Annotated in this window: 20 protein-coding genes; 11 read left to right on the top strand and 9 right to left on the bottom strand. The window is 74.1% G+C overall.

Annotated features, from left to right (window positions below):
- Positions 1-2: 2 nt before the first annotated feature.
- Positions 3-2,069, top strand: a complete 2,067-nt coding sequence (locus tag ABZ128_RS25955) for a hypothetical protein (protein WP_356851225.1) — start codon at positions 3-5, stop codon at positions 2,067-2,069.
- Positions 2,070-2,134: 65 nt separating this feature from the next.
- On the top strand, positions 2,135-3,421 hold the full coding sequence (locus ABZ128_RS25960; protein WP_356851226.1) for a low temperature requirement protein A: 1,287 nt from the start codon (positions 2,135-2,137) through the stop codon (positions 3,419-3,421).
- Here the strand turns inward: ABZ128_RS25960 and ABZ128_RS25965 are convergent.
- Entirely contained in the window at positions 3,411-4,211 is an 801-nt protein-coding gene (locus ABZ128_RS25965) for an SGNH/GDSL hydrolase family protein (RefSeq protein WP_356851227.1), read from the bottom strand. The genes ABZ128_RS25960 and ABZ128_RS25965 overlap by 11 nt on opposite strands.
- Positions 4,198-4,767 carry a PadR family transcriptional regulator gene (locus ABZ128_RS25970; protein ID WP_356851228.1) on the bottom strand — a complete coding sequence of 190 codons (570 nt, stop codon included), beginning with the start codon at positions 4,765-4,767 and terminating at the stop codon, positions 4,198-4,200. Before ABZ128_RS25970 ends, ABZ128_RS25965 begins: the two co-directional genes overlap by 14 nt.
- A 131-nt stretch (positions 4,768-4,898) precedes the next feature.
- Between ABZ128_RS25970 and ABZ128_RS25975 the strand changes: the two genes are divergently transcribed.
- Both ABZ128_RS25975 and ABZ128_RS25980 read left to right on the top strand, forming a co-directional pair.
- A complete protein-coding gene (locus tag ABZ128_RS25975) occupies positions 4,899-5,339 on the top strand; it encodes a nuclear transport factor 2 family protein (protein ID WP_356851229.1) in 441 nt (146 codons plus the stop codon).
- A 66-nt stretch (positions 5,340-5,405) separates the two neighbouring features.
- Complete coding sequence (locus tag ABZ128_RS25980; protein WP_356851230.1) at positions 5,406-5,750, top strand: hypothetical protein; 345 nt, start codon at positions 5,406-5,408, stop codon at positions 5,748-5,750.
- On the opposite strand, the gene ABZ128_RS25985 is transcribed toward ABZ128_RS25980, so the two are convergent.
- Both ABZ128_RS25985 and ABZ128_RS25990 read right to left on the bottom strand, forming a co-directional pair.
- Complete coding sequence (locus ABZ128_RS25985; RefSeq protein ID WP_356851231.1) at positions 5,740-6,702, bottom strand: endonuclease/exonuclease/phosphatase family protein; 963 nt, start codon at positions 6,700-6,702, stop codon at positions 5,740-5,742. The two genes, ABZ128_RS25980 and ABZ128_RS25985, sit on opposite strands and share 11 nt — an antisense overlap.
- A 116-nt stretch (positions 6,703-6,818) precedes the next feature.
- Positions 6,819-8,924, bottom strand: a complete 2,106-nt coding sequence (locus tag ABZ128_RS25990) for a SpoIIE family protein phosphatase (protein ID WP_356851232.1) — start codon at positions 8,922-8,924, stop codon at positions 6,819-6,821.
- A 308-nt stretch (positions 8,925-9,232) separates the two neighbouring features.
- Here ABZ128_RS25990 and ABZ128_RS25995 point away from each other — a divergent pair, with 308 nt between their 5' ends.
- From ABZ128_RS25995 to ABZ128_RS26015, 5 genes are all read left to right on the top strand, one after another.
- Positions 9,233-9,598 (top strand): hypothetical protein, encoded by a 366-nt coding sequence (locus ABZ128_RS25995; RefSeq protein ID WP_356851233.1) that lies wholly within the window; start codon positions 9,233-9,235, stop codon positions 9,596-9,598.
- A 326-nt stretch (positions 9,599-9,924) separates the two neighbouring features.
- Positions 9,925-13,665: a helix-turn-helix domain-containing protein gene (locus ABZ128_RS26000; RefSeq protein ID WP_356851234.1), complete on the top strand. Its 3,741-nt coding sequence runs from the start codon at positions 9,925-9,927 to the stop codon at positions 13,663-13,665.
- 209 nt (positions 13,666-13,874) lie between these two features.
- Positions 13,875-14,735: an NlpC/P60 family protein gene (locus ABZ128_RS26005; RefSeq protein WP_356851235.1), complete on the top strand. Its 861-nt coding sequence runs from the start codon at positions 13,875-13,877 to the stop codon at positions 14,733-14,735.
- Positions 14,736-14,775: 40 nt separating this feature from the next.
- Positions 14,776-16,026, top strand: a complete 1,251-nt coding sequence (locus ABZ128_RS26010; protein ID WP_356851236.1) for a serine hydrolase domain-containing protein — start codon at positions 14,776-14,778, stop codon at positions 16,024-16,026.
- Between the two features lie 275 nt (positions 16,027-16,301).
- Positions 16,302-17,693 carry a nucleobase:cation symporter-2 family protein gene (locus ABZ128_RS26015; RefSeq protein WP_356851237.1) on the top strand — a complete coding sequence of 464 codons (1,392 nt, stop codon included), beginning with the start codon at positions 16,302-16,304 and terminating at the stop codon, positions 17,691-17,693.
- Positions 17,694-17,815: 122 nt separating this feature from the next.
- Here the strand turns inward: ABZ128_RS26015 and ABZ128_RS26020 are convergent, their stop codons facing one another.
- From ABZ128_RS26020 to ABZ128_RS26030, 3 genes are all read right to left on the bottom strand, one after another.
- Entirely contained in the window at positions 17,816-18,538 is a 723-nt protein-coding gene (locus ABZ128_RS26020; protein ID WP_356851238.1) for a transcriptional regulator, read from the bottom strand.
- Between the two features lie 268 nt (positions 18,539-18,806).
- Positions 18,807-20,171 (bottom strand): HAMP domain-containing sensor histidine kinase, encoded by a 1,365-nt coding sequence (locus ABZ128_RS26025; RefSeq protein WP_356851256.1) that lies wholly within the window; start codon positions 20,169-20,171, stop codon positions 18,807-18,809.
- 106 nt (positions 20,172-20,277) lie between these two features.
- Positions 20,278-20,955 (bottom strand): response regulator transcription factor, encoded by a 678-nt coding sequence (locus tag ABZ128_RS26030; protein ID WP_356851239.1) that lies wholly within the window; start codon positions 20,953-20,955, stop codon positions 20,278-20,280.
- A 134-nt stretch (positions 20,956-21,089) separates the two neighbouring features.
- Here ABZ128_RS26030 and ABZ128_RS26035 point away from each other — a divergent pair, with 134 nt between their 5' ends.
- The gene (locus ABZ128_RS26035; protein WP_356851240.1) at positions 21,090-21,716 is read left to right on the top strand and encodes a hypothetical protein; all 627 of its coding nucleotides are present in this window, start codon (positions 21,090-21,092) and stop codon (positions 21,714-21,716) included.
- 582 nt (positions 21,717-22,298) lie between these two features.
- Here ABZ128_RS26035 and ABZ128_RS26040 read toward each other — a convergent pair.
- Entirely contained in the window at positions 22,299-23,207 is a 909-nt protein-coding gene (locus ABZ128_RS26040; protein WP_356851257.1) for an aldo/keto reductase, read from the bottom strand.
- Positions 23,208-23,336: 129 nt separating this feature from the next.
- On the opposite strand from ABZ128_RS26040, the gene ABZ128_RS26045 reads away from it, so the two are divergent.
- Complete coding sequence (locus ABZ128_RS26045; RefSeq protein WP_356851241.1) at positions 23,337-23,663, top strand: putative quinol monooxygenase; 327 nt, start codon at positions 23,337-23,339, stop codon at positions 23,661-23,663.
- Positions 23,664-23,705: 42 nt separating this feature from the next.
- Here the strand turns inward: ABZ128_RS26045 and ABZ128_RS26050 are convergent, their stop codons facing one another.
- Entirely contained in the window at positions 23,706-25,391 is a 1,686-nt protein-coding gene (locus ABZ128_RS26050; protein ID WP_356851242.1) for an AMP-binding protein, read from the bottom strand.
- Between the last annotated feature and the right edge of the window lie 36 nt (positions 25,392-25,427).

The raw sequence follows: 25,427 nt of genomic DNA on the forward strand, positions 1-25,427 counted from the left end.
CCATGGACCCGGACCTCGTCCTGCGCCGCATCCGTGAGACCCACGCCGCCCTTCCGTCCTCCCGGCGCACGCTGCTCGAACACCTCTGCGTGTACGACTGGTTCGATCCGGCCATCGTGGCGTACACGGCGGATGCGCTGGGCCTGGCGGCCGACACCGCGGGGCTGCTCGGGCTGCCGATGGTCGAAGCCCGGCCGCTCGCGGCGACCGAGGAGTTCCGGGTACGCCCCCTGCTGCGCAAGGACCTGGTCGAACGGCTCGGCGAGGAGGGGGTCCCGACGCTCGGACGCGCGCACCGGCTGGCCGCCGCGTACTACCACCAGCCCCTCGACCCGTTCCGCACCGACAGGGTCGGCTGGTACGTGGCCCAGATCCGGCACATGGCCTGGGCCGGCCCGGGCAGCGCCCTGAACCGGCTGGCCGCCTTCTCGCACACGGCCCTCCTCGCGGGACACCCCGAGGCCGCGAGCCGGGCGGCGGCCGAAGCCCTCAAGGCCGGACCGCAAGGCGGCGGGGCGGACGCGGGACGGCGCGAACTGTCCTCCCTGGCGCAGGTCGTACGGGCCGTCGCGCTGATCCTGGCCGCCTCGGAGGTGGAGGACCGCACGATCGTCGACCTGGACGGGCTGCTGGCCGGAGCCCGGCCTCCCCGGGACCTGGCCGCCGCGCGGATCCACCGGCTCGCCCGCGACCTGGTCACGTACTACAGCGAGCGCCTGGCGCCCGCCCCCACGCTGAGCGCGGCGCTGGTCCCCGGCGCCGTGCGGGGGGTCGAGCGGCGGGGCGCGCCCGAGATCTCCGCCAGCCTGTCCATCGCGGAGGAGTTCGCCCACTTCCCGCACACCGTCATGCGCCGCGACCACGTGGTGGAGCTGGTCGGCCGGCACAAGGCGCGCCACGCGATCACCTCGACCCTCTACATGCAGGCCACCGGCGAGCCGACCACCCACGCCGTGGTCGACATCTTCCCCTGGGACGCGGGGGACGACCTCGACCGGCTCGACGTACGGGACGCCAACGGCGGGGTGGTGCCCTCGCTCAAGCGGATCGAGGTCCAGGCGTACATCGCCAACGCCGTCTCCTACTGGCTCTCGGACGACAGCGCGAGCACGGAGATCTCGCGTTCCCTCAGTGCGGCGCTGCGCAGCCGCCAGCACGAGACCGTCGAGGCGCTGCTGCGGACGGCGACCGAGGCCACCGAGGGCGACCTGGGCCACCGGATCCGGGCGGCCACCCGCTACCTGCCGCTGGTCGCGCAGCTGGACACCGGCTACGGCACCTCCCAGCGGCTGCGGTACGGATACGACGGGGGCAGCACCCTCCAGCGCCACGGGCTGATCGGCGTCTCGGCCGAGCTGGACCTCGTCCTGCCGACGCAAGCCCCCAACCACCTGACCGTGCCGGCCCCCGAGGGCGTCGAACTCGCCGGTATCGGCTTCGGCGACCGGAACTGGGTGCTGGAGCCGGTCTCCGCCCGCTCCGATCGGCACGAGGAGGCTCAGGAGGGGCTGCCGGACCAGTTCCTCGTCCGCTTCCGCGACTCCGGGGACGACGACAGCTCCTCGGCGCCGCCCTCGCACCGGCTCGCCCGGACGACGATGCAGCTGCTCTACGTGCCCCGCCGCAAGGACATCCGCCGGGTCGTCCGGGTGAACCTGCTCTGCCTGGGCATCTGCCTGCTCGCCGTGGGCCTGCCGTTCCTCGTCGACCACGACGTGTGGTCCAGCCTGATCCCCGGGCTGGCCACCGCCTTCGTCCTGGTGGAGCCCTTGATCCAGAGCCGTCGCCCGCACGCCTCGGGCCAGCACGAGGAGATCCACGCGTATGCGAACCGCCGGCTCAACGTGATCTACGCGGTGAACGTGCTCGCGGCCCTGCTCGCGACCTCCGCCGCCCCGGCCAACCAGGTCGAGGTGTTCCTGTCCCTGTCGCTGTCCGCGCTCGCCGCCTGCCTCGCCTCCACCGTCGTCCTGCTGTCCTGCATGGCCCGGCGCCGGGCCCTCCTGGAGGCCGCGGCCGCCGGCCTGGAGGGCCGGGGCAGGTTCCTCGCGTCCTCGCGGCGGAGCTGAGGCCGGGCGCCGGGGCCCCGCCCGCGGCCCGGAGGCGGGGCTTCGGGCCCCGTGGTGTCATACGTATGTCATTCGCAGCAGTCGCCGCGGGGCGCGGGGTCGTGGGTCGCGGCGGTACGGACCGGGCGGGACGCATGGGCACACCTCAGGCGGGGCCGGGCGCGCAGGCCCGGGAACCGGTGCGGCAGGAGAGCCGCCACGCCGACTGGCTCGAACTCTTCCTCGACCTCGTCTTCGTCGCCCTCGCCGCCCAGCTCTCCCACCGGCTGCACGGCGACCCGGATCTGCGGGACTTCGCCGTGTTCCTGGGGCTCTACTTCCCGCCCTGGTGGATGTGGATCAACCTCACGGTGTCGGCGAACCTCTTCGTCGACCACCGCCCCCGGCGCCGACTGCTGATGCTGTTCGCCATGCTCTGCCTGGCCGCCATGGCCGCCGCGGTGCCCGGCGCCGACGCGGACCGGGGCTCCGTCTACGCCCTCGGCTACGCGGGAACCAGACTCGTCCTCCTCGGGCTGTGGTGGCCGTCCACCCGGTTCGCCGAGCCGCTGCGCGTCCCGCGCTGGCGGCCGCTGTCGTACTGCCTGGCCTCGGGCCTGCTGTGGGCTGCGTCCGCGGCGGTGCCCACCCCCTGGCAGTACGTCGTCTGGGCGGTGCTGATCGCCGCCGAGATGGCGCTGATGCTGAGCGCGCGCGGCCGCGGCGTCCCGGGGCGTCTGGACACGGGGCACTTCGTCGAGCGGGTCGGGCTGTTCGTGATCATCGTGCTCGGGGAGTCCGTGATCGCACTGGTGACCTCCGCCGACCTCGCCTGGACCCTGCGGGCGGGGGTCGTCGGCGTCCTCGGCTTCCTCCTGCTCGCCGCGCTCTGGTGGTCGTACTTCGACTTCGGCGCGGCCTCGGCCGAGCTGATGTTCGCCCCCCTGCGGGGGCGCGAGGCGTACCTCCTCGCCCGGGACGTGGGCGGCTTCCTGCACTTCTTCGTGACCGCGGCCGTACTGAGCATGGCCGCGGGGCTGGCCAGCGCCGTCGAGGACGCCGGCCACGCCCACCTGCCCCCCGGGGCCGTGTGGGCGCTGGCGGGCGGGCTGGCCCTCTACCACGCGGCGCACGCCTGCATCGCCCTGCGCTACCGCCGCAGCCCGGCCTCGGTGGCCGTCTGGGCGGTGCCGGGCATCGGCGTCCCCCTGCTCGTGGTGCTGTTCTCCCGGTACCTCGCGCCGTGGCTGGTCGTCCTGCTCCTGGCCGCCGAGGCCGTCGTCCACCTGCTCTACGCCCGCAAGGTCCTGCGCCGCCGCACCGCGGCGGTGGCCGGGGCCGGCGGATCCCCCGGGGGCGGACCTACGGCGTGAGGCGCTCGGCAGGCGGCCGCACGGGGAGCAGGTGGGGGCGTTTGGCCGTGCGCCGGTCACCCGAGGAGCGGCCGCGCAGGCGCCGGCCCAGCCACGGGCCGAGGAAGGCGGCGGCCCAGCGCAGTTCGGCGGCGGCGGTGTGCAGGCCGGCAAGGCGCTGCGCGGGGAGGGGCGGCAGGGGGCGGGTCCAGGAGTCGTCACTGCCGGGCAGGCCGAGGGCTTCGGCGACGGCCTCGGCGATCCGCTGGTGGCCGATCGGGCCGGCGTGCAGCCGGTCCGGACTCCACAGGCGCGGGTCGGTGACCACCGGATGGTGTGCCGTCTCGGCGACGAGGACGCCGTGGCGGCCGGCCGCCCGGCGGATGCCCTCGTTGAGGGCGGTGACGCGGGGGGCCAGCGGACGGGCGAGCGGGGTGATCCGCGAGAGGTCGGGAAAGGTGAGGGTGGCGACGCGGGCTCCCTGGGCGGTGAGGGCGGCGAACACCGCCTCCAGGTGGCCGGCCACCTCGTCGGCGTCGAAGCGGGGACGCAGCAAGTCGTTGACCCCGGCGACCACGGTGGCGAGGTCCGGGCGCAGGGCGAGGGCCGCGGCGAGCTGTCCGGCTCGGACCTGGCCGGCCAGCCGCCCCCGTACGGCCAGGTTGGCGTACGTGGTCCCGGGGTGGTGCCGGGCGAGGTGCTCGGCGAGCCGGTCGGCCCAGCCGCGCAGGCCTCCGGCGTCGTCCTCGTCGCCGAGCCCCTCGGTCTGGCTGTCCCCCAGGGCGACGTAGCGCAGGTCACGACCGGTCACGGGTCTCTCCCCTCTCCCGCAGGACGGCGACGACGCGTTCGCACCAGTCCTCGTTGCCCTGCTCGAAGGCGAGGCCGCGCAGGCAGGTGAGATAGGGGCCGATCCGCCCGCCCTCGCGCAGGAACTCCTCTTCGGTGCGCTCGCCCCGCATGGCGCGCAACAGCTTGCGGAACAGCTCGGCTTTGGCCCGGGCGAAGGCCGCGCGCTGCGTGAGCTGCGCGATCAGTGCCGTCGTGTCGACGTGGTCGGCCGCCTGGACCATGACGGCCAGGTCGTCGCGGAGCGAGGAGGGCCTGGCTTCGGCGGCCGTGAACCGGTCCAGTTCGGCCAGACCGGAGTCGGTCACGGTGAACAGGCGCTTGTTGGGGCGGGTGTCCTGGACGACTTCCCGGCCGGTGATCAGTCCGTCCGTCTCCAGACGGGCCAGTTCGGCGTAGACCTGCTGGGGCAGGGCGTGCCAGAAGTTGGCCACACCCAGGTCGAACGCCTTGGCCAGCTGATAGCCGCTCAACTCCTCGCCCAGCAGCGCCGCCAGTACGGCGTGGCGCAAAGCCATGGCCGACTCCTTCCCGCCCCTTGTCCCGGGGCCGCGCCGACAGCATACTCATGAATCTGACTAGTCACATCGATGAGTATGCAGCGGGGCAGCAGGCCGCGGGCCGCAGCCCACCCCATGAAGGAGCATCCGTGACCACCGCAGACCGATTCCGCGCCGCCGTCGATGCGCGCGACCTCACGGGCCTGGCAGCCCTGTTCACCGAGGACGTCCGCCTCTACAGCCCGGTGAAGTTCACCCCGTTCGAGGGCAGGGACCAGGTGCTGGGACTCTTCGGGGTGCTGCTGCGCACCTTCGAGGACTTCCGCTACGTCGGCCGGTACTCCGGCACGGCCGAGACGAGCACCGACGGCTCCGAGGCGCCCTCGGAGGTCCTGCTGTTCCGGGCGACCGTGGAGGGCAGGCAGATCCACGGCATCGACCTGCTGCACTTCGACGAGAAGGGGCTCATCAAGGAGTTCACGGTCATGGTCCGGCCGCAGTCGGCCGTGCAGGCCCTGGGCGCGGCGGTCCTCGCCGGGCTGGTCGCCGACGGCCTGGTCCCGTCGGCGGCGCCCGGCCGCCCGGCCTGACCGGGCCCCCGACCCGATACGGGTGGCGCTCGCCACCTCCGCCGCGGGGCTGTCCTGGAGGAGGCAGTGCTGCCCGCGGGCGGCCAGTTCGTCGTCAAGCCGACCGTCTCCGCCGGGGCGCGCGAGAGCGCACGGTACGCGGAGCACCACCACGACCTGGCGCTACGGCACGTCTCCGCGCTGCACGCCGCCGGTGCCACGGCCATGGTGCAGTCGTACCTGACCCGGATCGACGAGGGCGAGCGGGTGCTCGTCTTCCTCGGCGGGGAGTCCAGCCACGCGGTGCGCAAGGGGCCGGTCCTGACCGACGCCGGGGTGGTGGACAACGACCGGGTCGCGCATCCGGACCCGGCGCCCCAGGGGACCTGGCCGCGACCGCGCTCGCGGCCGGGCCCCGGTTTCAGAAGCTGATCCGTGCGGCGACCGGCAGGTGGTCGCTCCCGGTGGCCGGCAGCGCCCGCACCCGGGTGACGGTCGCCGAGCGGGTCAGGACCTGGTCGATCCGCGCCACCGGCAGCGCCGCCGGCCAGCTGAAGGCGAAGTCCGGAGCGGGCGCGCCCGTCCGGGACAGGACCGGGTCCAGCCCCCGGTCGTCCACGGTGCCGTTGAGGTCACCGAGCAGGATCACCCGGTCCACCGGTTCGGCGGCGATCGCTGCGCCGAGCAGGGCGGCGCTCCGGTCCCGCCGCTCCGAGCGGAAGCCGGCCGGCCCGAGGCGCACCGAGGGCAGGTGGGCCACGTACACGGCCGTGTCGCCGTGCGGGGTCCGGGCGGTCGCGCGCAGGCCGCGGTTCCAGCCCTCCCCCACGCCCTGCGGCCTGATGTCCACCGGCCGTACCTGCTCCAGGGGGTGCCGGGACCAGAGCCCGACCGTTCCTTCCACGGCGTGGTACGGGTAGTGCGCCGCGAAGGCCGCCGAGTAGGCGGGGGCGGCGGAGGGGGTCAGTTCCTCCAGGGCGATGAGGTCGGCCCCGGCCGCGTCCAGGGCCCGCGCGGTGCCCGCCGGGTCGGGGTTCTCGTCGCTGACGTTGTGCTGGAGCACGAGGAGGTCGGGCGCCCGGTCCTCGCCCGGCAGCAGGAAGCCGCCGAAGAGGCCGAGCCAGGCGCCGGCGGGCAGCAGGGCCGCGTACGCCGCCGTGGCCGAGCGGCGCAGCAGGGCCGGGCCGAGGAGGGCGGGGACGGCCAGGCCCAGCCAGGGCAGGAACGTTTCCACCAGGCTGCCCGGACGCCCGGCCGGGTTGGGCACCAGGCCGTGGAAGAGCAGCAGGCAGGCCGCCGGCACGGCCAGGGCGGCGAGGACCCGTCCCCGCCCGCCGCGGGCCGGTTTCCGCCCGGGCGCGGTGGCGACGTCCCTCCGGTCCATGGTCCGCCCCTGCTCCGCCCGCTCGGTGAATTGTCCGCGTCCCCGCACCCGGCCCCACCTGCGCGGGGCCGCCGGGTACGGGGACGCGGGTCAGGCGGCTCCGGTTCCGCTCCGGCTCATCCGGGGCCGGGCCGCGGGCTCCGGTGGCAGCGGGCGAGGACGAGGACGGTGTCATCGGTCGCGGTGTCGGGCAGCAGGTTCGCGAGGATCCGGTCGGCCGCCTCCTCCAGTGACCCGCGGGCCGCGCCGAGCTGATCGCGCAGGGCGTCCACGCCCGCGTCGATGTCCGCGCCGCGGGCTTCGACGAGGCCGTCGGTGTACAGGGCCACCGTGGCGCCGTCCGGCAGGTCGACCTCCACGGAGCGGAACGGTACGCCGCCCACCCCGAGCGGGGCCCCGAGCACCTCGTCGAGGGCCCGGACCGTTCCGTCGGGGTGGCGTACCAGGGGCGGGAGGTGACCCGCGTTGGCAATGCGGGCGCGGCCGGTGGCCGGGTCGTAGACGAGGTAGAGGCAGGTCGCCCACTCGATGCCGGCCTCCTGCGCGCAGGCGTCGAGCTCGGCGAGGAGGGCCTCGGGCTCGGGGGTGTGCCGGGCGAGCGTCTTCGCGGTGATCCGGAGCCGGCCCATCGAGGCGGCGGCGGGGACTCCGTGGCCCATCACGTCGCCGACGACCAGGGCCACCCGCCCGCCGGGCAGGGTGATCGCGTCGTACCAGTCCCCGCCGACCTCGGTGACCCGGCTCCCCGGCAGGTAGCGGTGCGCGACGTCCACGTACGGGCCCGCCGCCGGGGCGCTGGGCAGCAGGGCGCGCTGGAGGGTGAGCGCGATGTCCTGGACGCGGTTGTACAGGCGTGCGTTGTCCAGGCACAGGGCGGCGCGGGAGGCCAGTTCGCCGGCGAGGCTGAGGTCCTCCTCGGCGAAGGGCGGCCGGCCGTCCGCGCGGCCGAACATGGTGATGCCCTGGACGGTGCCGCGGGCGATGAGCGGGGCGATGAGGATGGAGGTCAGACCGCTGTCGACCAGGAGCCGGGCCCGTTGCTGGTGGATGACGGTCCGTGTCATGAAGTCCTCGTCCACCGGCACCCACAGCGGGCGGTTGGTGGCGAGCATCCGGTGGATGCTGGAGCCCGGCGGATAGGTCACCTTGTCCAGGCCGCTGACGAGTTCGACGGCAGCCGCAGAGAGCGTCGTACCGGAGGCGATCCGGCGGGTGACGAGCGGGAGGCCCGGGTCGAAGGCGAGGGTCTCGTCCATCCACTCCACCAGCTCCACGACGCAGGCGTCGCAGAAGTCCGGCAGCACCGCGTCGACCAGCTCCTGGGCGGTGCGGTCCAGGTCCAGGGTGGTGCCGATGCGGGCGGCGGCCCGGTCCAGCAGGGCGAGCCGCTGGCGGGCGGCCGTGGCCTCCAGGATGGCCTGCTCGCGGTCGGTCACGTCCACGAGCAGCCCGCCCGCCCCGCGCCGGGTGTCCCCGGCGCCGCTCAGCGGGAAGAAGCTCACCGAACGCACCTGGTCCCGGTCCGGGTGGCCCGGGGTGCGCAGCCCGACGAGCGCGCCGACGACGGTACGGCCCTCCTCCACTACGGCGCGCAGCATGCGCTGGAACTCCCCCCCGTCGGAGGTGATCATGATCTCGGCCATGGGGCGGCCGAGGTGCTGCGCGAGGGGGACCCCGTCCATATCGGCCAGCGCCTGGTTGAGGTGGACGTAGCGCAGTTCCTCGTCGACCATGACGAGCCCGATCGGGCAGGTCTCGAAGAGCGCGTCGAGGAAGACGAGGTTGGTCTTGACCCGGTCGAGCTCGTCGCCCCGGCTCGCCAGGCCCATGACCACGGAGGCGCCCGAGGTTCCCTGCACCGGGAACACCCGGAATCCGCAGTCGAAGACGGTGCCGTCCCGGTGCAGGGCGGGCAGCCGTACCCGCCAGTAGCCGAGCGTACGGGCGCGTTCCGCGAGCCGGGCGGCCGCGCCGCCGGCTCCGCCCGCACCCCCGGCTCCGGCCGCACCGGCCTCTGGGCGGGGGAAGAGGAGGGCCGCGGGCCGGCCGAGCACCGCCTCGGCCGGGTGGCCGAAGAGGTTCTGTGCGCCGGGGCCCCAGTAGCAGACCCGGTTGTCGTCGTCGATGCCGAAGACGGCCACCACCACGTGCTCCAGCAGGGACCCCGGCTCCGATCGGATCGGGCCGGGATCGGCCTGGCCCCCCAGCCGGTCCGGTGGCATCCGGGTGGCCCCCTTCCGGGCAGGGCTCGCGCCGGCGGCTGTCCTGCGGCCGCGGCCGGCGGGCGCAGGGTGCGCCTTCAATTCTGCCCGCCATCCCACCCGGCCGCAGTGTGCTGCCGTTGCCGGGTGGCGCCGCCCGGGGGCGCGTCGTCCTCGGGCCGGGGAGCGGGCTGGTCAGGGGCGGTTTCCCGGTCCGCGCCAGGGACGGGCAACGGGAAACCCGTCGACCCCCGGGTGCGGTCGCGACAGCCTGGGGCCGTCGGCTCGAAGCACGAGCCACCGACCCGCTGCATTCACTGGGGGACACCATGCGCAAGATGATCCGCGGCGCCGCCGCGCTCGCCACCGCGGCCGCCGCCACCCTGGCCCTGAGCGGAGCCGCCGACGCCAAGCCCGCCGACGACTGGGCCGGTTGCCCGTACGGCGCGGTCTGCATCTACCCGCAGAACCAGAACCCGGCCGTCAAGCCGAGCCTGATCTTCTACAGCTACGGAGCCCACAACCTGAACAACCAGTTCGGCAACCACTGGGTCCTCAACAACCAGTACGGCGGCGCCACCGCGAGCCTGTGCACCGGCTACAACGGCACGGGCTGCGGCGGCCGCATCGCCGAGGGGACGGGCGTCTACGCGGACCTCGGCCCGATCAACTCGATCACGCTCAACCGGCCGTAGCCGGTTCACCGTTCGGACGGCTTTCCGGATCCGCCGCCACCGGGTCCGGGAGGCCGCCGTCGTGCGCCGTTTTCCGCCACGCCGGGCGGAAGGCGGGTTCCGCCGTGCAACCCCCGCTGTAGCCTGGGGCCTTCCGTCTCACAACCTGGGCTCGCTGTGCCATGGGGGATGCCGTGGGGGACCCGGACCGCGGACCGGACACCCGTCGTCAGGACGCATTATCCGCTTCCACACCAGCTTCGACGTCTGTTCCGTCGTCTGCTCCGTCGTCTGCTCCTGCCGACGCGGCCACCGCCTCCTTCCCCGCCCAGCTGAGGCGGCTGCGGGTGCAGCGCGGCCTGTCCCTCGCCGACCTGGCGCGGCGTACGCACTACAGCAAGGGTTACCTCAGCAAGATCGAGACCGGCGCGAAGCGGGTCACCCCCGACGTCGCGCGCCGCTGCGACCAGGTGCTGGAGGCGGGCGGCGCGCTCCTGCGGCTGGCCCGGGAGGCCGAGCTGCCGGCGCCCCGCCCGGGTGCCGGTGCCGCGGACGGGGCAGCGGCCCCGGCCGGTGAACGGGCCGGTTCCCTCGCCGCGGGGCAGTCGGACCGTGCGTGCCCGTACCGCGGCCTGTCGGCCTTCACCCCGCAGGACGCCGCCTGGTTCTTCGGCCGCGACCGGGTGACGGCGGCCCTCGTCGAGCGGGTCTTCGAACGGATCGGCAGCGGACCGCTGGTGGTCGTCGGCCGCTCCGGCGCCGGCAAGTCCTCCCTCCTCAGCGCCGGTCTGGTACCGGCCCTGCGGCGCAGCGGCGGCTTTCCGATGCCCGGGGCCGACGGCTGGCCCGTCGTACGGTTCACGCCGACCGCGCATCCGCTCCAGGAACTGCTGGACCGCACCGCGAAGGTGCTGGGAGGCGATCTCGGCCTTACCGTACGGGAGCTGCGCGAGCGCCCGGAGCGGTTCCTCGAAGCCGTCCGCACCCTTTCCGGGGGCGGGCCTCCGGGCGGGCGGGCGGTGTTGCTCGTCGACCAGTTCGAGGAACTGTTCACGCACTGCGGGGACGAGGACGAGCGGCGCGGCTTCGTCCGCGTGCTGTGCGCCCTGGCCTCCGGTGCGCAGCCGGCCGGCCAGGATCCGGCCGTCGTGGTGCTCGGCGTCCGGGCCGACTTCTCCGGCAGCTGCCTGGACCTGCCCGAGCTGGCCGCGGTCTTCACCGACGGGCTGTTCGTGCTGCCCCCGATGTCGGTGGCCGAGCTGCGGGAGGCCATCACCCGCCCCGCGGAGCTGGCCGGGCTCACCCTCGAACCCGGCCTGGTCCAGCTGCTGCTGCGCGACGCCGGGCTGCGCGAGGACCCCGACCCGGGACCCCGGGCGGCGCACGGCGCGGGGGCGGGGCCCGGCGCGGGGGCGGGGCCCGGTGACACCCCCTCGGGGGCGCTGCCGCTGGTGTCCCACGCACTGATGGCCACCTGGCAGCGGCGCGAGGGGGCCGCCCTGACGGTGGCGGGCTACGAGCACACCGGCGGGATCCGGGGGGCGATCGCGCAGACGGCGGAGGGTGCGTTCGCCGGCCTGTACCCGGCCGAGCAGCGGACCATCCGCCGCATCCTGGTGGCGCTCGTCCACGTGGCCGACGGGGCGGGCGCCACCCGGCGCCGGATGAGCCGGACCGCGCTCCTGGAGCAGCTGGCGGCCGCCGACCGGGCCGAGGCGGCCCTCGACGCCTTCGTCCGGGCCCGGCTGATCACCTTGGACAGCGACACCGTCGAGATCACCCATGAGGCCCTGCTGTACGCCTGGCCGCGGCTGCGCGGCTGGATCGACGCCGACCGGGACGCGCTGCTGGTCCACCGCGAGCTGGCGGACGCCGCCGAAGCGTGGGAGCGCGAGGGCCGCGATCCGTCGGTGCTGTACCGGGGTGCCCGCCTGGAGGCCGCCCGGTCCTGGGCGCAGGAGAAGGACGGCGCCGGTGCGCCCGGCCCGCGCGAGGAGGCCTTCCTGCGGGCGAGCCTGGCAGCGGAGGAGGCCCGGCGTACGGCGGCGCGGCGTCAGGTACGGCTGCAGCAGCGGATGCTGGCCATGCTGGTCGTGCTGCTGGTGCTCGCCCTGACCGCGGGCGGACTGGCGTTCCAGCAGCGTGCGCGTGCGCTCGCCCACGAACGCGTCGCCCGCTCGCAGGCGCTGGCCGCGCAGTCCGCCGCCGTGGCGGCCGGCCGGCCCGAGGCGTCGATGCGGCTGGCCGAGGAGGCGTACCGCACCGAGCCCACTCCCGAGGCCCGCGGCGCGCTGCTGAGCACCCAGGCCCAGCCCTTCCTGGCCCGGCTCGGCGGGCACAGCGGCCCGGTCAACACGGTGGCCTTCGCGCCGGGCGGCCGGCTGCTGGCGAGCGGCGGCTCGGACGGGAAGGTGCTGCTGCGCCGGGTGGCGGACCGGAGCACCGCGGCGGCCCTCACCGTGCCGGGCCGGGTCCGCTCGGTCGCGTTCAGCCCGGACGGGCGGGTGCTCGCGGCGACCTCCACGGACGGCCCGGTACGGCTGTTCTCCGCGGAAGGGCTCCCGGTCGCGGTGCTCTCCCCCGACACCGCGGACGCCCGGGCCGTGGCCTTCGCGCCGGACGGGCGGACCGTCGCCGTGGCCGGAGCCGACGGGCGGGTCCGGCTGCGGGATCCCGCGGGCGGCCCGCAGCCGGACACCGCGCTCGTCGGCCACACCGGCAGGGTCGACTCACTGGCCTTCGCTCCCGACGGCCGGACGCTGGTCTCGGCCGGAGCCGACCAGACCGTACGGCTGTGGGACGTGCTGCGCGGCACGGCGCTCGGAGTGCTGGAAGGGCATGCCGGGGAGGTGCTGGCGGTGGCGTACTCGCCCGACGGGCGGACCGTGGCCGGCGGGGGCGTCGACCGGACCGTACGGCTGTGGGACGTCGCCGGACTCCGGGCGACGGCCACGCTCACCGGGCACAACGACGACGTCAACGCCCTGACGTACACCCCCGACGGCAGCACGCTCGTCAGCGCGAGCGGCGACGGCACCACCCGGCTGTGGGACGTGCGCGGCGGCCGGCCGACCGCCACGCTCTCCGGGCACGGCGACTACGTCCTCGGCGTCGCGGTGACCGCTGACGGCGCGACGCTGGCCACCGCCGCCTTCGACCAGTCCGTGGTGCTGTGGGACCTGCGCGGACCGGTCCTGACCCCCCGTCCGTTCACGGAGGTCTGGCACGCCGCCTACGGTCCGGACGGAAGGCTGCTGGCCACCGCGGACGCCGATCACACCGTGCTGGTGTGGGACGTGGCAGCGCGCCGGCCGGTGGCGGGGTTCACGGGCCACACCGAGAGCGTGTACGCGGTGGCCTTCGCGCCGGACGGGCGGACCCTGGCCTCGGCCGGCTCCGACGGCACGGTGCGGTTGTGGGACGTCGGCTCCCGCACCGCGCTCGCCACGCTGGCCGGCCACAGCGGCATCGTGTTCTCCGTGGCGTTCTCCCCGGACGGGCGGACGCTCGCCTCGGCCGGCTCGGACCGGACGGTACGGCTGTGGGACGTCGCGGCCCGCGCCCCGCTCGCCGTTCTGACGGGCCATACCGATTTCGCGAACGACGTGGCGTTCTCCCCCGACGGGCGCACCCTGGCCAGCGCGGGCGACGATCTGACGGTACGGCTGTGGGACGTCGCGGGCCGCCGCCCGCTGGCCACGCTCACCGGTCATGCGGGAGCGGTGCGCGCGGTTGCGTTCAGCCCGGACGGGCGCGCGGTGGCGAGCAGCGGCAACGACGGCACCGTGCGCCTGTGGGACGCCGGGCGGCACGACACCGTCGCGGTGCTGGCCGGCCATGCCGGTTCCGTCCGCGGCATCGCCTTCTCCCCCGACGGGCGCATGCTGGCCAGCAGCGGCTCGGACCGTACGGTGCGGCTGTGGGACGTGCCCCGGCGCCGGCTGTGGGCCGCCCTGAGCGGTCATACGAACGCGGTGGGGGGCGTGGTCTTCTCCCCCGACGGGCGGACGCTCGCCTCCAGCAGCAACGACGGCACGGTGCGGCTGTGGAATCCGGACGTGCGCGAGTGGCCGGCGCGGCTGCCGTGAGGGCGCGCACGGCTCCCGGCCCTGTGCGGAGGGGGTTTCCCAGGGGTTTCCCGTTGCCCGTCCGGCTGGGGCGCCGCCGGGTCCTCGACGCGCGGGCGCCGCCTGCCGCAGGCTCGTGCCGTGCCCGGGCGGGGGAGGCCGTCGCACCCTTCCCAACGGCCCGCCGCATCAGCTCCCTTCACCTCAGTGCCATGAAACGGGGTCCCCCCATGCTGCGCCGATCCGCTCTGCTCACCGCCCTCGCCGCCCTCCTGGCCTGCCTGGTGTGGACGCCCGCCCCTGCCTCGCGGGCAGCGCCCGCCTCCGCTGCCGCCGGGCCGTGCGGGGTACTGGCCTCCGGGGCTTCGGCCGCGGCCGAACGGGCCGTCAGCGCGGCCTGCGCGCAGGTGGCGGCGGGCGTCTGGTACACGTGGGGTGGTGGTCACGGTCCGCGGCCCGGTCCGACGTACGGTCAGGTGGACCCTACCGATCCGGCCAGCGAGCACGACCCGGAGAGGCTGGGCTTCGACTGTTCGGGCCTCGTCCGCCATGCCTACGCCGAGGCCACCGGGTCGGACATGCTCGACGGGGTGGCCAGTGCGCAGTACTACACGCACCGCGCGGCCGCACGCTTCACGGCCGCCCAGGGCCTCGGCCCGCTGCTCCCCGGTGACCTGCTGGTCTGGGGGAACTCCCGGGACCTGCACCACATCGCCCTGTACCTGGGGGCGGGAAGGATGGTGGAGGCCCGCCAGTCCGGCACGAAGCTGATGGTCAGTGACGTGCGCCTGGGCGGGGACTACTACGGGGCCGTCCGGATCGACCCCGGCCCGGTGACCGGGCACACCGTGCAGACCTGGGGTTCGGGGGTGTGGACCAAGGAGCAGCCGGCCACCTCGGCCGCGCGCGTCTACGCCTTCCCGGGTCCGACGACGGTCCGTGTCGCCTGCCAGAAGCACGCCGAGGAGGTCACCTCGGACGGATACACCAACGACGCCTGGTCCTACCTGCCGGACTACCGGGCCTGGGTGACCAACATCTACATCCAGGGACCCGCCTGGCTCGACGACGTCCCCACGTGCACCTTCTGATCCCGAACCCGACCTGCTTTCCCCACCCTTGAGGAGAAACGTGCGCCTGACCCGCGACCGACGCCTGGCCGTCGGTGCCGTGCTGCTCACCCTGGTGGCCGGTGCGGCACCGGCCACCGCCGCCCACGCGGCGACGACCGCCCTCCCGGTGGAGGCGGCGCAGACCGCCGCAGCCGCCGGGACCACTCCGGACCTCGAAGCCCTGACCCGGGCGTTGCAGAACACCACCGCGGCGGGCGCACCCGGTGCCATGGTCCGCGTCACCGGCTCGGGCAGGCCCCTGACGAGCGCGGTGGGCGTCCAGGACCGGGCCACGGGCGCGGCGATGGACCCGCGGTCCCGCTTCCGGATCGGCAGCGTCACCAAGACCTTCTCCAGCGTCGTGCTGCTGCAGTTGGTGGACGAGGGGAAGCTGGGCCTCGACGCACCGGTCAACCGGTACCTGCCGGGCCTGCTGCCCGACGACCGGATCACGGTGCGCCATCTGCTCACCCACCGCAGCGGGCTCGCGGACTACACGGACGCCATGTTCGAGCACACCGTGCCCGGCTTCGAAGCCGTCCGCAACAAGGTCTTCACGTACGGGGAACTCGTCGCGCTCTCGCTGCGCGAGCCGCGGACCACCGAACCGGGCGTGGCGTACCGGTACTCGAACACCAATTTCGTGGTCGTCGGCATGCTCGTCGAGAAGGTCACGGGGCACGGGGTGGCCAGGGAGTACGAGCGGCGCATCATCAAGCCCCTGCGGCTGAAGAACACCGCCTACGTGCATCCCCGCACGGCCGTCGAGGGACCTCATCTGCACGGCTACCTCCACCCGGACGAGGCGGGGGGCGCGCTGGTCGACTCCACCGAGCAGACGGCGTCCTGGGCCCAGTCCGCGGGTGCGATGATCTCCGACGCGGCCGATCTGAACACCTTCATGTCCGCTCTGCTCGGCGGGAGGCTGCTCCCGGCGCGCCTGCTGGACGCCATGCTCTCCATGACCCCGACCGACACCACGAACACCCGCTTCTACGGGCTGGGTCTGCGCCGCTACGACCTCTCCTGCGGCACGTCCGTGTTCGGGCACACGGGTACGGTGCAGGGCTTCTACACCTACGCCTTCGCCACCCGCGACGGGCGTCGCTCGCTGGCCGCCGTGGCGAACACCTCGAACAAGGGGGAGGCGAACACGGCCCTGGGCGCCACCCTCGAAGCCGGGTTCTGCGGGAAGAAGGCCCCGGCCGGGCGCGCCGCGCGCGGTTTCGCACCGCCCTGGGCCGAGGCCGACCTGGCCGAACGCGGCTGACCGCGGCCGCCCGGTTACTCGCGAGGAAACACCGCCTTTGGCTATGGTGAGCGCCCTCGGTCGAGGCTCCTTCGGATCCCAAGAAGAAGCATGCCTCCAGCGCATCGATCGAAGGGCGTCCTGCCACTCCAGGAGCCAATTGCAGTGCAGAGCGACGTGGTGTCGGAAACACCGCCCCGGCGTCGGCTCGGTACGAGCCGACCTGCCCCGTCCTGCATCCAGGGCCCGAGGGCGGCGGTCTTCTCATTCACCTACCTCGCGAAGGCAAGGCAGAGATGGCACGAGTCCCCCGACAGTCCACCCGGCAGCAGTCCGCGCACCCGGTCGACGAGCTCCTCCCGCTCCCCCGGCTCGCCCTGTACGGCTTCCAGCACGTCCTCGCGTTCTACGCGGCGGCGGTCATCGTCCCGGTCCTCCTCGGGAACGCGCTGGGCCTCCCCCGTCAGGAACTGGTCCACCTGATCAACGCGGACCTTCTGACCTGCGGCATCGCCTCGATCATCCAGGCCCTCGGGGTCTGGAAGGTCGGGGCCCGGCTCCCCCTCGTACAAGGCGTCACCTTCACCGCGGTCTCCCCCATGATCGCGATCGGCACGGGGGCGGGCGGCGGCACCGCCGGCCTGCTCGTCGTCTACGGAGCGGTGATCACCGCGGGCATAGCGACCTTCCTCTTCGCCCCCGTGTTCAGCAAGCTGGTCACCTACTTCCCGCCGGTCGTCATCGGCACCATCCTGACGATCATCGGCATCACCCTGCTCCCGGTCGCCCTGCAGGACGCGGCCGGCGGCGCCTCGCTCATCGGCGGGGACTCCTACGGCGACCCGGAGAACCTCGCGTACGCGCTCGGGACGCTGCTCTTCATCCTGGCGGTGGCCCGGGCCGGCAAGCCCTTCCTCAGCAGCCTGTCGGTCCTGCTCGGGCTCGTCGGCGGCACGACGGTGGCCTGGATCCTTGGCGACGCCGACTTCGCGGCGGTGGGCGACACCGACTGGTTCGGGGTCACCACCCCGTTCCACTTCGGCATGCCGAAGTTCGAGCTCCTGCCCATCCTCGCCATGCTCGTCGTCATGCTGATCACGATGGTGGAGACCACCGGTGACGTGTACGCCATCGGCGAGATCACCGGCAAGCGCGTCGACACCGACACGGTGGCGAGGGCCCTGCGCGCCGACGGCGCGGCGACCGTGCTCGGCGGGATCCTCAACTCGTTCCCGTACGTGGCCTTCGCGGAGAACATCGGCCTGGTGCGGATGTCCAAGGTGATGAGCCGGTACGTGGTCGTCGCGGCCGGCGCTTTCATGGTGCTGCTGGGGCTGCTGCCCAAGGCCGGCAGCCTGGTCGCGTCCATCCCGCACCCGGTGCTCGGCGGGGCGGCCCTGTCGATGTTCGGCATGGTCGCGGCGGTCGGCATCCAGATCCTCGGCAAGGTCGATCTGCGCGAGGAGCGCAACGCCCTGATCCTGGGCGTCAGTCTGGGCGCGGCCCTGCTGCCGACGACGGTCGCGCCGTTCTTCGACCGGATGCCCGACAGTGTGCGGGCCGTCCTCGACAGCGGCATCACGCTCGGCGCCCTGACGGCCATCACCTTGAACCTGCTGTTCAACGTGTTCACCAGCCGCCGGGCGATGGAGATCGACTGGGACGACATCGAGGCCGCCACCGGCTGAGCGGCGACGGCCCCCGGTGCCGGTGCGGGCCGGGGCCGGGGAGGACGGCTGGTCCTTCCCGGCCCCGGTCGGCGTGCCCGCGTCGCGCGTCCCCGCGCCGCCGGTCCCCCGTGTCGGCGGCGTCACGGACCTCCCGTGGGAAACGGCGCCGCCTCGCCCGCCTCGCCGATCAACTCCCAGAAATGGTCCACGAGTCTGCGCAGGTAGGCGGCACGTTCGGCCGCGATCTCCTTGAGGCGCGCGTCGTCGTTGCGGGCGACCAGGTGCCCCATGTACCGCTCGGAGAACTCCGCGAATTCGGCGTGCATGGTGCGCAGCGCATCGCCCACGCTCGTCACGTCGACCACCACGATCTCCGCCACCGGTTCCACGTGCGCCTTCCAGCGTCCGTCGACGGCCGACCGCAGGTGGGCGGCCAGTTCGTCGACCCTGCCCATGATCCCGATCAGCTTGCGCAGGGACAGGCCCAGGGCTTCCACGAGCGCCCGGGTCTGCCAGGTGTCCCCCTGCCAGTGCCGGGCCTCCTCCGCGGCCCGGTACTCGGCCGGGCCCATGCCGATGCGGTAGGCGAGCCGCTCCACGGTGAGCCCCCGGGCGATGCGGTGTTCGGCCAGGGTGCGCGGCTCGATGCCCATCAGCGTCGTCGGGTCGCACCACAGGACGGCGGCGAGGGCGAAGAGCTGCTGGTCCGTGGGTGCTTGGAAGCCCTGCTCCCAGGCCGCGACCAGGTCGGGGTGGACGGGTGTGCCGCACGCGGCCATCGACTGGGCGACCTGGGCCGTCGTCAGGCCCATGCGGTGGCGCGCGGACCCGGCCTCTGCGGGGGAGAACGGAGTGCTGTACACGTACAAAACACCTCGCAACACCCTCGAACGCGGGGCGTTCGAAGGGAGATGGATGGGTGGATGAACATCCGGGAGCGGGCACAGTAACAGACGTTCCCTTGGTGCAATCGTCCATACCCCTTCGATCTGAAGGTTTGATGACCTTTCAGGAAGAGAACAGATGGCGAGCAGGGGCTGCGAGAGCTCAGACCAGAAGTCGTTGGTGCGTCGAGGCGGGGCGGGCGGGCAGGACGTGCCGTGGGGCCCGGCTCCGGCGGCGCCGCGTCGCTCAGGCGGCGGCCAGGGGGAGCCGGGCCACCAGGCGGGCACCGCCGTGCGGTTGGTCCTCGGCGGTGAGGGAGCCGCCCAGCCGGGTGGCGATGTCGCGGGCTATGGCCAGACCCAGTCCGGAGCCTCCCTGGTCGCGGCTGCGGGCGTCGTCGAGGCGGGTGAACCGCTCGAAGACGCGCTCCCGGTCGGCGGCCGGTATGCCCGGCCCGTCGTCGCAGACTTCCAGGACGGCCGCGCTGCCCGCCCCGTCGACGCGCAGGGTGAGGCGGACCCGACGGTCGGCGTGGCGCTGGGCGTTGTCGAGCAGGTTGGTGACGAGCCGGGAGAGCCAGAGGGTGCTGCCGCGGACCGTGGCGTCTGCGGTGATGTCCACGTCGACGGGGACCCGGTCGCCCCGGCGGGACCGCGCCGCTTCCCGCGCGAGGTCCGCCAGGGCGACGGGCGCGTCCGGCGCCGGCTCCGCGGTGTCGAGGCGGGCCAGCAGGAGCAGGTCGGCGGCGAGATCCTGGAGCCGTACGGTGTCCTCCAGCGCGCCGCTGACCAGTTCGCCCCAGAGCGCCGGATCGGGATGGGCCTGGGCGACCTCCAACTGGGTCCGCAGCACGGTGATCGGGCTGCGCAGTTCGTGCGAGGCGTCGGCGATGAACTGGCGCTGGCGGATCCCGGCGGCCTCCAGCCGGTCCAGGGTGGCGTTCACCGTGACGGCGAGCCGGGCGATCTCGTCCTGGCTGGGCGGCACGGGCACCCGCCGGTGCAGATCCCGGTCGCTGATCTCGGCGACCTCGGCGCGGATCGCCTCGACGGGGCGCAGGGCCCAGCCCGTCACCCGCCAGGTGACCACGGCGACCGTGAGGACGAGCAGCGGCACGACGAGGGCCAGCGCGGCGGTGATGATCTCGTCCGCGGCGTCGGCCTCGCGCAGCGAGGTCCCCGCGTAGACGGTCACCAGACCCTGGCCGGTGACGGTGGTGACCGTCACGACGCGATGGCGGTGCTCCCCCCGCGCGGGGTTTCCCTGCCAGGTGCCGCGGAGCGTGCCGGGGCGGCGCGGGCGCTCCGGGGAGAGGGCGGGGAGTCCGGCGAGGTTCGGACTGGCCGCGAGGACCCGGCCCTTGGCGTCGACGACCTGGAGGAAGTCCGCACCGCGCGCCGGAGGCAGCACGGCGTCGAGCCGCCCGGCAGCCGCGAGTCCGGCAGTGGCGAGGGCCTGGCGTTCGGCTTCGCCCTGGGCGCTGCGCACCAGGTTGCCGTCGAGCGCGCCGAGCAGGGCGAAGGAGGCGGCGCCGAGGGCGAGGGCGACGACCGTGGTGGCGCCGAGGGTGGCCCGGGCACGGACCGACCGGGGGCGCAGCCGCCGGGCCAGAGCGCGGAGCCGGGCGGGCACCCGGCGCAGGGTGCGCAGCGCGGCCGGGCCCGGACGGTCGGCGAGGTCGGCGGGGGCGGTGTGGTCCGTGGGGCGCGCGTACGGTTCAGCCACCGTCGGCCGCCAGCCGGTAGCCCGCGCCGCGGACGGTCTCGACGGCGGCCCGGCCGAACGGCGCGTCGATCTTCCGGCGCAGGGCGCTGACGTGGACTTCGACGACATTCGGGTCGCCCTCGTAGGCGGCGTCCCAGACGCTGTCCAGTATTTCCCTTTTGGATACGACTTCCCCGGCCCGGCGGGCCAGGTGGACGAGGACGTCGAACTCCCGCGAGGTCAGCCGGGCCTCGGTGTCGCCGCGCGTGCAGCGGCGGCGGGCCGGATCGATCACCAGGTCCCCGAACTCCATGATCTGCGGGCTGCGGCGGCCGGTGCGCCGGATCAGGGCGCGCAGCCGGGCGACCAGGACGACGTAGGAGAACGGCTTGGAGAGGAAGTCGTCGGCGCCGGTGTCGAGGGCCTCCGCCTCGTCGTACTCGCCGTCCTTCGCGGTGAGCATCAGGATGCCCGACTCGCAGCCCGCGGCGCGCAGCCGGGCGCAGACCCGGTAGCCGTTGAGGCCGGGCAGCATGATGTCGAGCACGATGGCGTCGTAGTCGTGTTCGGTGGCCAGCCACAGCCCCTGCGGTCCGTCGTGGGCGACGTCCACCGTGAAGCCCTCGGCCCGCAGACCCCGCTGCAGGGCCGCGGCCAGCCGCCGCTCGTCCTCGACCACCAGTACGCGCATGGGGACAAGGTTCTCAGGTCGCGCCACCGCCTTGCTGAAGAGGTCTTCAGGTCGCTTCAGCGGGGCTTCAGCTCGGCGCGCGCACACTCGGGCGAGCCGGGCGCAGGTCCCGGGAGAACACGAGGAGCAGCCAGATGACTCAGTCCAGTCCGCAGCCCCCCGAGCCTGCCGTGGGCCCGGACGACGCGAAGGCCGGGGCGAACGCCGACGCGGTGGACCGCCGGGGCCGGCTCGTCCGGCTGGCCCGCGAGGGGCGCACCCGGTGGGTTGCCCTCGGGCTGGTGGTGCTGGTCGGCGGCGGCGCGGTCGCCGTGGCGGCGGCCGAGCACGACCACGGCCGCCGGGAACACGCCCGGGCCCGTCTCGCCGCCGAGGGCCGGGGCCACCACCGCGGAGAGCTGCCGTTCGACGGCCGGACAGGCCCGAAGCACTCCAAGGAAGGCAAGCCGGGCGCCGGCGTTCCGGGTTGGCCGGACAAGGCCGGGCCGGGAGCAGGATCCCGCGCCGGGGGTGCCCGCAAGGCCCCGGTGGCGCTGCCCGCGCTTCCTGCGGCGCAGGCCCTGGAGAAGGCGGTCGCCGCGGTGTCGGGCGGGAAGGCCGAAGCCCTGCGGGTCGTCCCCCAGGAGGGCGGCGGCAGCGCCTGGCAGGCCGTGGTCCTGGGCCCCGACGGGGTCCGCCACGCCGTGACCCTGTCCGGCGAGGACGGCACGGTCACCGGCAACACCCCGGTCACCGGGAAGGGCCCGCGCAGCCCCAGTTGACCATCCGCCCCCTGCGGAAGGCGGCAGTCGCACCTGCCGCCTTCCGCAGGATCGGGCGTTCTCGGGCGCACGGTTCCGCTGTATCGGGTGCCTCGGGCGCACGGCGCCGGGGCGGGCACGGGGGGCGGACGGCGGGGGCGGGAGGAATCCTGCGAGCAGCTCGTACGGACCGCCCGGCCCGGACCGGCCCCGTCAGCGGGAGCCCGGTGAACGGTGGTGGGGACCTGCGAGAAGAGGGTACCCGCCCACGGCCCAGCCCAGCCATGAAGGCCAAGCAGCACACGCCAACCCACACTCCGGACCGGCCCCGTCAGCGGAAGCACACTGCACGGTGGTAGGGACCTGCAAGAAGAGGGGGCCCTGCGGGGCCCGTTGGTTGTGCGGCAACCCTGCACGGACCGGCACCGGCGCGCGAGCCCCCTCTCTTCGCAGGTTCCTACCCCCGCCCGACCGCACCCCCGCTTTCGGGGCCGGTCCGGACAGGCGACCCGGTGCCCCCGACCCCCTCGCCTGCCCACCCCCGGCTTGGGGGCCGGTCCGGGCGGAGCCGGTCCGGACAGGCGACCCGGGGGCCGGGAGGGGTCAGCCGGACGAGCCGTCCAGCAGGGCCAGTTCGTCCGCCGTCAGCCGCAGCGCCCCCGCGGCGACATTGGCTTCGAGGTGGTCCGGGTTGCCGGTTCCGGGGATGGGCAGGATGTGCGGCCCGCGGTGCAGGGTCCAGGCGAGCCGGATCTGCGCCGGGCTCGCCCCGTGGGCGCGCGCGACGGCCAGCACCTCCTCGCTCTCGCCGCCGCCGGCGCCGGCGCCGTTCTCCCGGCCGGCGCCGGCGATCGCGTAGAAGGGCACGAAGGCGATGCCCTGCTCACCACAGGCGCGCAGGACCGCCTCCTGCTCGGGCGGGGCGCCGATCCCGTACGGGTTCTGCACGCACACCACCGGCGCGATGGCCTGCGCCTCGGCGAGGTGTTCCAGCCCGACGTTGGAGATGCCGAGGTGGCGGATGAGCCCCGCCTCGCGCAGCTCGGCCAGGGCACCGAACCGCTCGGCGAGCGAACCGGTGCCGACGATGCGCAGGTTCACCACGTCGAGGTGGTCGCGGCCGAGCTGGCGCAGGTTCTCCTCGACCTGTGCGCGCAGCTCCTGCGGTGTCACCGCATGGTCGGTCCACTCCCCGGAGGGCGAACGGGCCGGCCCGACCTTGGTGACGATGACCAGGTCGTCGGAGTAGGGGGCCAGCGCCCGGTTGATCAGCTCGTTCGCCGAACGCAGCGGGGAGAAGTAGAAGGCCGCGGTGTCGATGTGGTTCACGCCGAGCTCGACCGCCCGGCGCAGTACGCCGATCGCGCGTCCCCGGTCGCTCGGCTGCGCGCGCGGGTCGAACGCCGGTCCCTGCTGGGTCAGCCGCATCGCGCCGAAGCCGATCCGGTTGACTTCCAGGTCCCCGAGGGTCCAGGTGCCCGCCGCCGCGGCGGTGATGGTCTGTGAGGTCATGGTCATGACTGCATGATCGCCGGTGTGCGGGGCTGCGGGCCAACGCGTTCCCGTCCCGGGCCCTCGACACCGGAGGAAAACCGGCCCCGCGGGGTGCGCCCCGGACGCGGGCCTGTCAGGCTGGACCCCATGATCTTCATCGCCGTCAGGTTCGACGTCCGCCCCGAGTTCAGCGACGACTGGCTCACGCTCGTCGACGACTTCACCCGCGCCACCCGCAACGAGCCGGGCAACCTCTTCTACGACTGGTCGCGCAGCGTCGACGACCCGAACAAGTACACGCTGCTGGAAGCCTTCACCGATGCCGAGGCGGGCGCCGCCCACGTCGCGTCGGACCACTTCAAGGCCGGCATGGAGACCCTCGCCGGTGCCATCGCCACCACCCCGGAGATCATCCACGTCGAGGTGCCCGGCCAGGGCTGGAGCGCCATGGCCGAGCTGTCCCCGCGCCCCTGAGGCCGCCCCCGGGAGGGGAGGCCGCAGGAGGAAGGGCCCGGTCTAGGACGGCAGGTCCAGCAAGCGGGTCGCCGCCTCGCGCATCTCGACCTTGCGGATCTTCCCCGTCACCGTCATCGGGAACTCCTCCACCACGTGGACGTACCGCGGGATCTTGAAGTGGGCCAGCCGTCCGTCGCAGTACGCGCGGACGGCTTCCGCGGTCAGCGGCTCGGCGCCCTCCCGCATCCGCACCCATGCCATCAGCTCCTCCCCGTACTTCGCGTCGGGTACGCCGATGACCTGGACGTCCAGTACGTCCGGGTGCGCGTGCAGGAACTCCTCGATCTCCCGCGGGTAGATGTTCTCCCCGCCGCGGATCACCATGTCCTTGATGCGGCCGGTGATGCTCACGTAACCGTCCTCGTCCATGACGGCCAGGTCCCCGGTGTGCATCCAGCGCGCAGCGTCCACCGCCTCGGCGGTCCGCTCCGGCTCGCCCCAGTAGCCGAGCATGACGGAGTAGCCGCGGGTGCACAGCTCCCCGGGCTCGCCGCGCGGGACGGTCCGTCCGGACTGCGGATCGACCACCTTGACCTCCAGGTGCGGGCCGACGCGGCCGACGGTGGACACGCGGCGGTCGACCGAGTCGTCGGCGCGGGTCTGCGTGGACACCGGCGAGGTCTCCGTCATCCCGTAACAGATGGACACCTCGGTCATGCCCATCCGCCCGATGACCTCCTTCATGACCTCGACCGGGCAGGGCGAGCCCGCCATGATGCCGGTGCGCAGGCTGGAGAGGTCGTAGGTGTCGAAGCCGGGCTCGGCCAGCTCCGCGATGAACATGGTGGGGACCCCGTACAGCGAGGTGCACGACTCCGCCTGCACGGCGGCCAGCGTGGCCCGCGGGTCGAACGACGGCGCCGGGATCACCATGGCCGCGCCGTGGCTGGTGCAGGCGAGGTTGCCCATCACCATCCCGAAGCAGTGGTAGAAGGGGACCGGGATGCAGACCCGGTCCTGCTCGGTGTAGTGGCACAACTCCCCTACGAAGAAGCCGTTGTTGAGGATGTTGTGGTGGGAGAGCGTCGCCCCCTTGGGAAATCCGGTGGTCCCGGAGGTGTACTGGATGTTCACCGGGTCGTCCGGGCTGAGCCCGGCTGCCGCCCGGACCAGGTCGGCCGGGTCGCCCCGCCGCCCCCGCTCCAGCAGCCCGCTCCACTGCGGGCCCTCCAGCAGGACGGTGAACTCCAGGTCCGGGCAGTGCGGCCGGACCTCCTCGATCATGGCGGCGTAGTCGGAGGTCTTGAAGTTCTCCGCCGCGACCAGCAGCCGGATCCCGGACTGGCGCAGCACGTACTCCAGCTCGTGCGAGCGGTAGGCCGGGTTCACGGTGACGAGGATCGCCCCGATCTTGGCGGTGGCGTACTGCACCAGGGTCCACTCGGCGCGGTTGGGGGCCCAGATGCCGACCCGGTCCCCCTTGGCGATGCCCAGGTCGAGCAGGCCGAGCGCGAGGGCGTCGACGTCGGCGGCCAGCTCCTCGTACGTCCACCGGCGCCCGGCGGCGAGGTCGACGAGGGCGTCACGGCCGGGGAACCTGCGCACGGTGCGGTCCAGGTTCTCGCCGATCGTCTCGCCCAGCAGCGGTACTTCGAAGACCCCGGACGCATAGCTCGACGCGGCAGACACACGTACCTCCTGGACTGGGTGGCGGGGGCGGGCCCGGCGGGCCGGCGCGTTCCCCATGATCCTCCCGGTCGCCACCCCCGGGCCACCCTCCTG

This window comes from Streptomyces sp. NPDC006326 (genome assembly GCF_040612915.1).
Lineage (GTDB): Bacteria > Actinomycetota > Actinomycetes > Streptomycetales > Streptomycetaceae > Streptomyces.

What these genes read in the sequence shown, in the direction of transcription:
- ABZ128_RS26015 (WP_356851237.1), top strand. Translation starts at nt 16,302, where the DNA reads ATGGCACGAGTCCCCCGACAGTCCACCCGGCAGCAGTCCGCGCACCCG.
- ABZ128_RS26050 (WP_356851242.1), bottom strand. Translation starts at nt 25,391, where the DNA reads ATGGGGAACGCGCCGGCCCGCCGGGCCCGCCCCCGCCACCCAGTCCAG.
- ABZ128_RS25990 (WP_356851232.1), bottom strand. Translation starts at nt 8,924, where the DNA reads ATGCCACCGGACCGGCTGGGGGGCCAGGCCGATCCCGGCCCGATCCGA.
- ABZ128_RS26030 (WP_356851239.1), bottom strand. Translation starts at nt 20,955, where the DNA reads ATGCGCGTACTGGTGGTCGAGGACGAGCGGCGGCTGGCCGCGGCCCTG.
- ABZ128_RS26040 (WP_356851257.1), bottom strand. Translation starts at nt 23,207, where the DNA reads ATGACCTCACAGACCATCACCGCCGCGGCGGCGGGCACCTGGACCCTC.
- ABZ128_RS26005 (WP_356851235.1), top strand. Translation starts at nt 13,875, where the DNA reads ATGCTGCGCCGATCCGCTCTGCTCACCGCCCTCGCCGCCCTCCTGGCC.
- ABZ128_RS26045 (WP_356851241.1), top strand. Translation starts at nt 23,337, where the DNA reads ATGATCTTCATCGCCGTCAGGTTCGACGTCCGCCCCGAGTTCAGCGAC.
- ABZ128_RS25960 (WP_356851226.1), top strand. Translation starts at nt 2,135, where the DNA reads ATGTCATTCGCAGCAGTCGCCGCGGGGCGCGGGGTCGTGGGTCGCGGC.
- ABZ128_RS26035 (WP_356851240.1), top strand. Translation starts at nt 21,090, where the DNA reads ATGACTCAGTCCAGTCCGCAGCCCCCCGAGCCTGCCGTGGGCCCGGAC.
- ABZ128_RS25985 (WP_356851231.1), bottom strand. Translation starts at nt 6,702, where the DNA reads ATGGACCGGAGGGACGTCGCCACCGCGCCCGGGCGGAAACCGGCCCGC.
- ABZ128_RS25970 (WP_356851228.1), bottom strand. Translation starts at nt 4,767, where the DNA reads ATGGCTTTGCGCCACGCCGTACTGGCGGCGCTGCTGGGCGAGGAGTTG.
- ABZ128_RS25995 (WP_356851233.1), top strand. Translation starts at nt 9,233, where the DNA reads ATGCGCAAGATGATCCGCGGCGCCGCCGCGCTCGCCACCGCGGCCGCC.
- ABZ128_RS25955 (WP_356851225.1), top strand. Translation starts at nt 3, where the DNA reads ATGGACCCGGACCTCGTCCTGCGCCGCATCCGTGAGACCCACGCCGCC.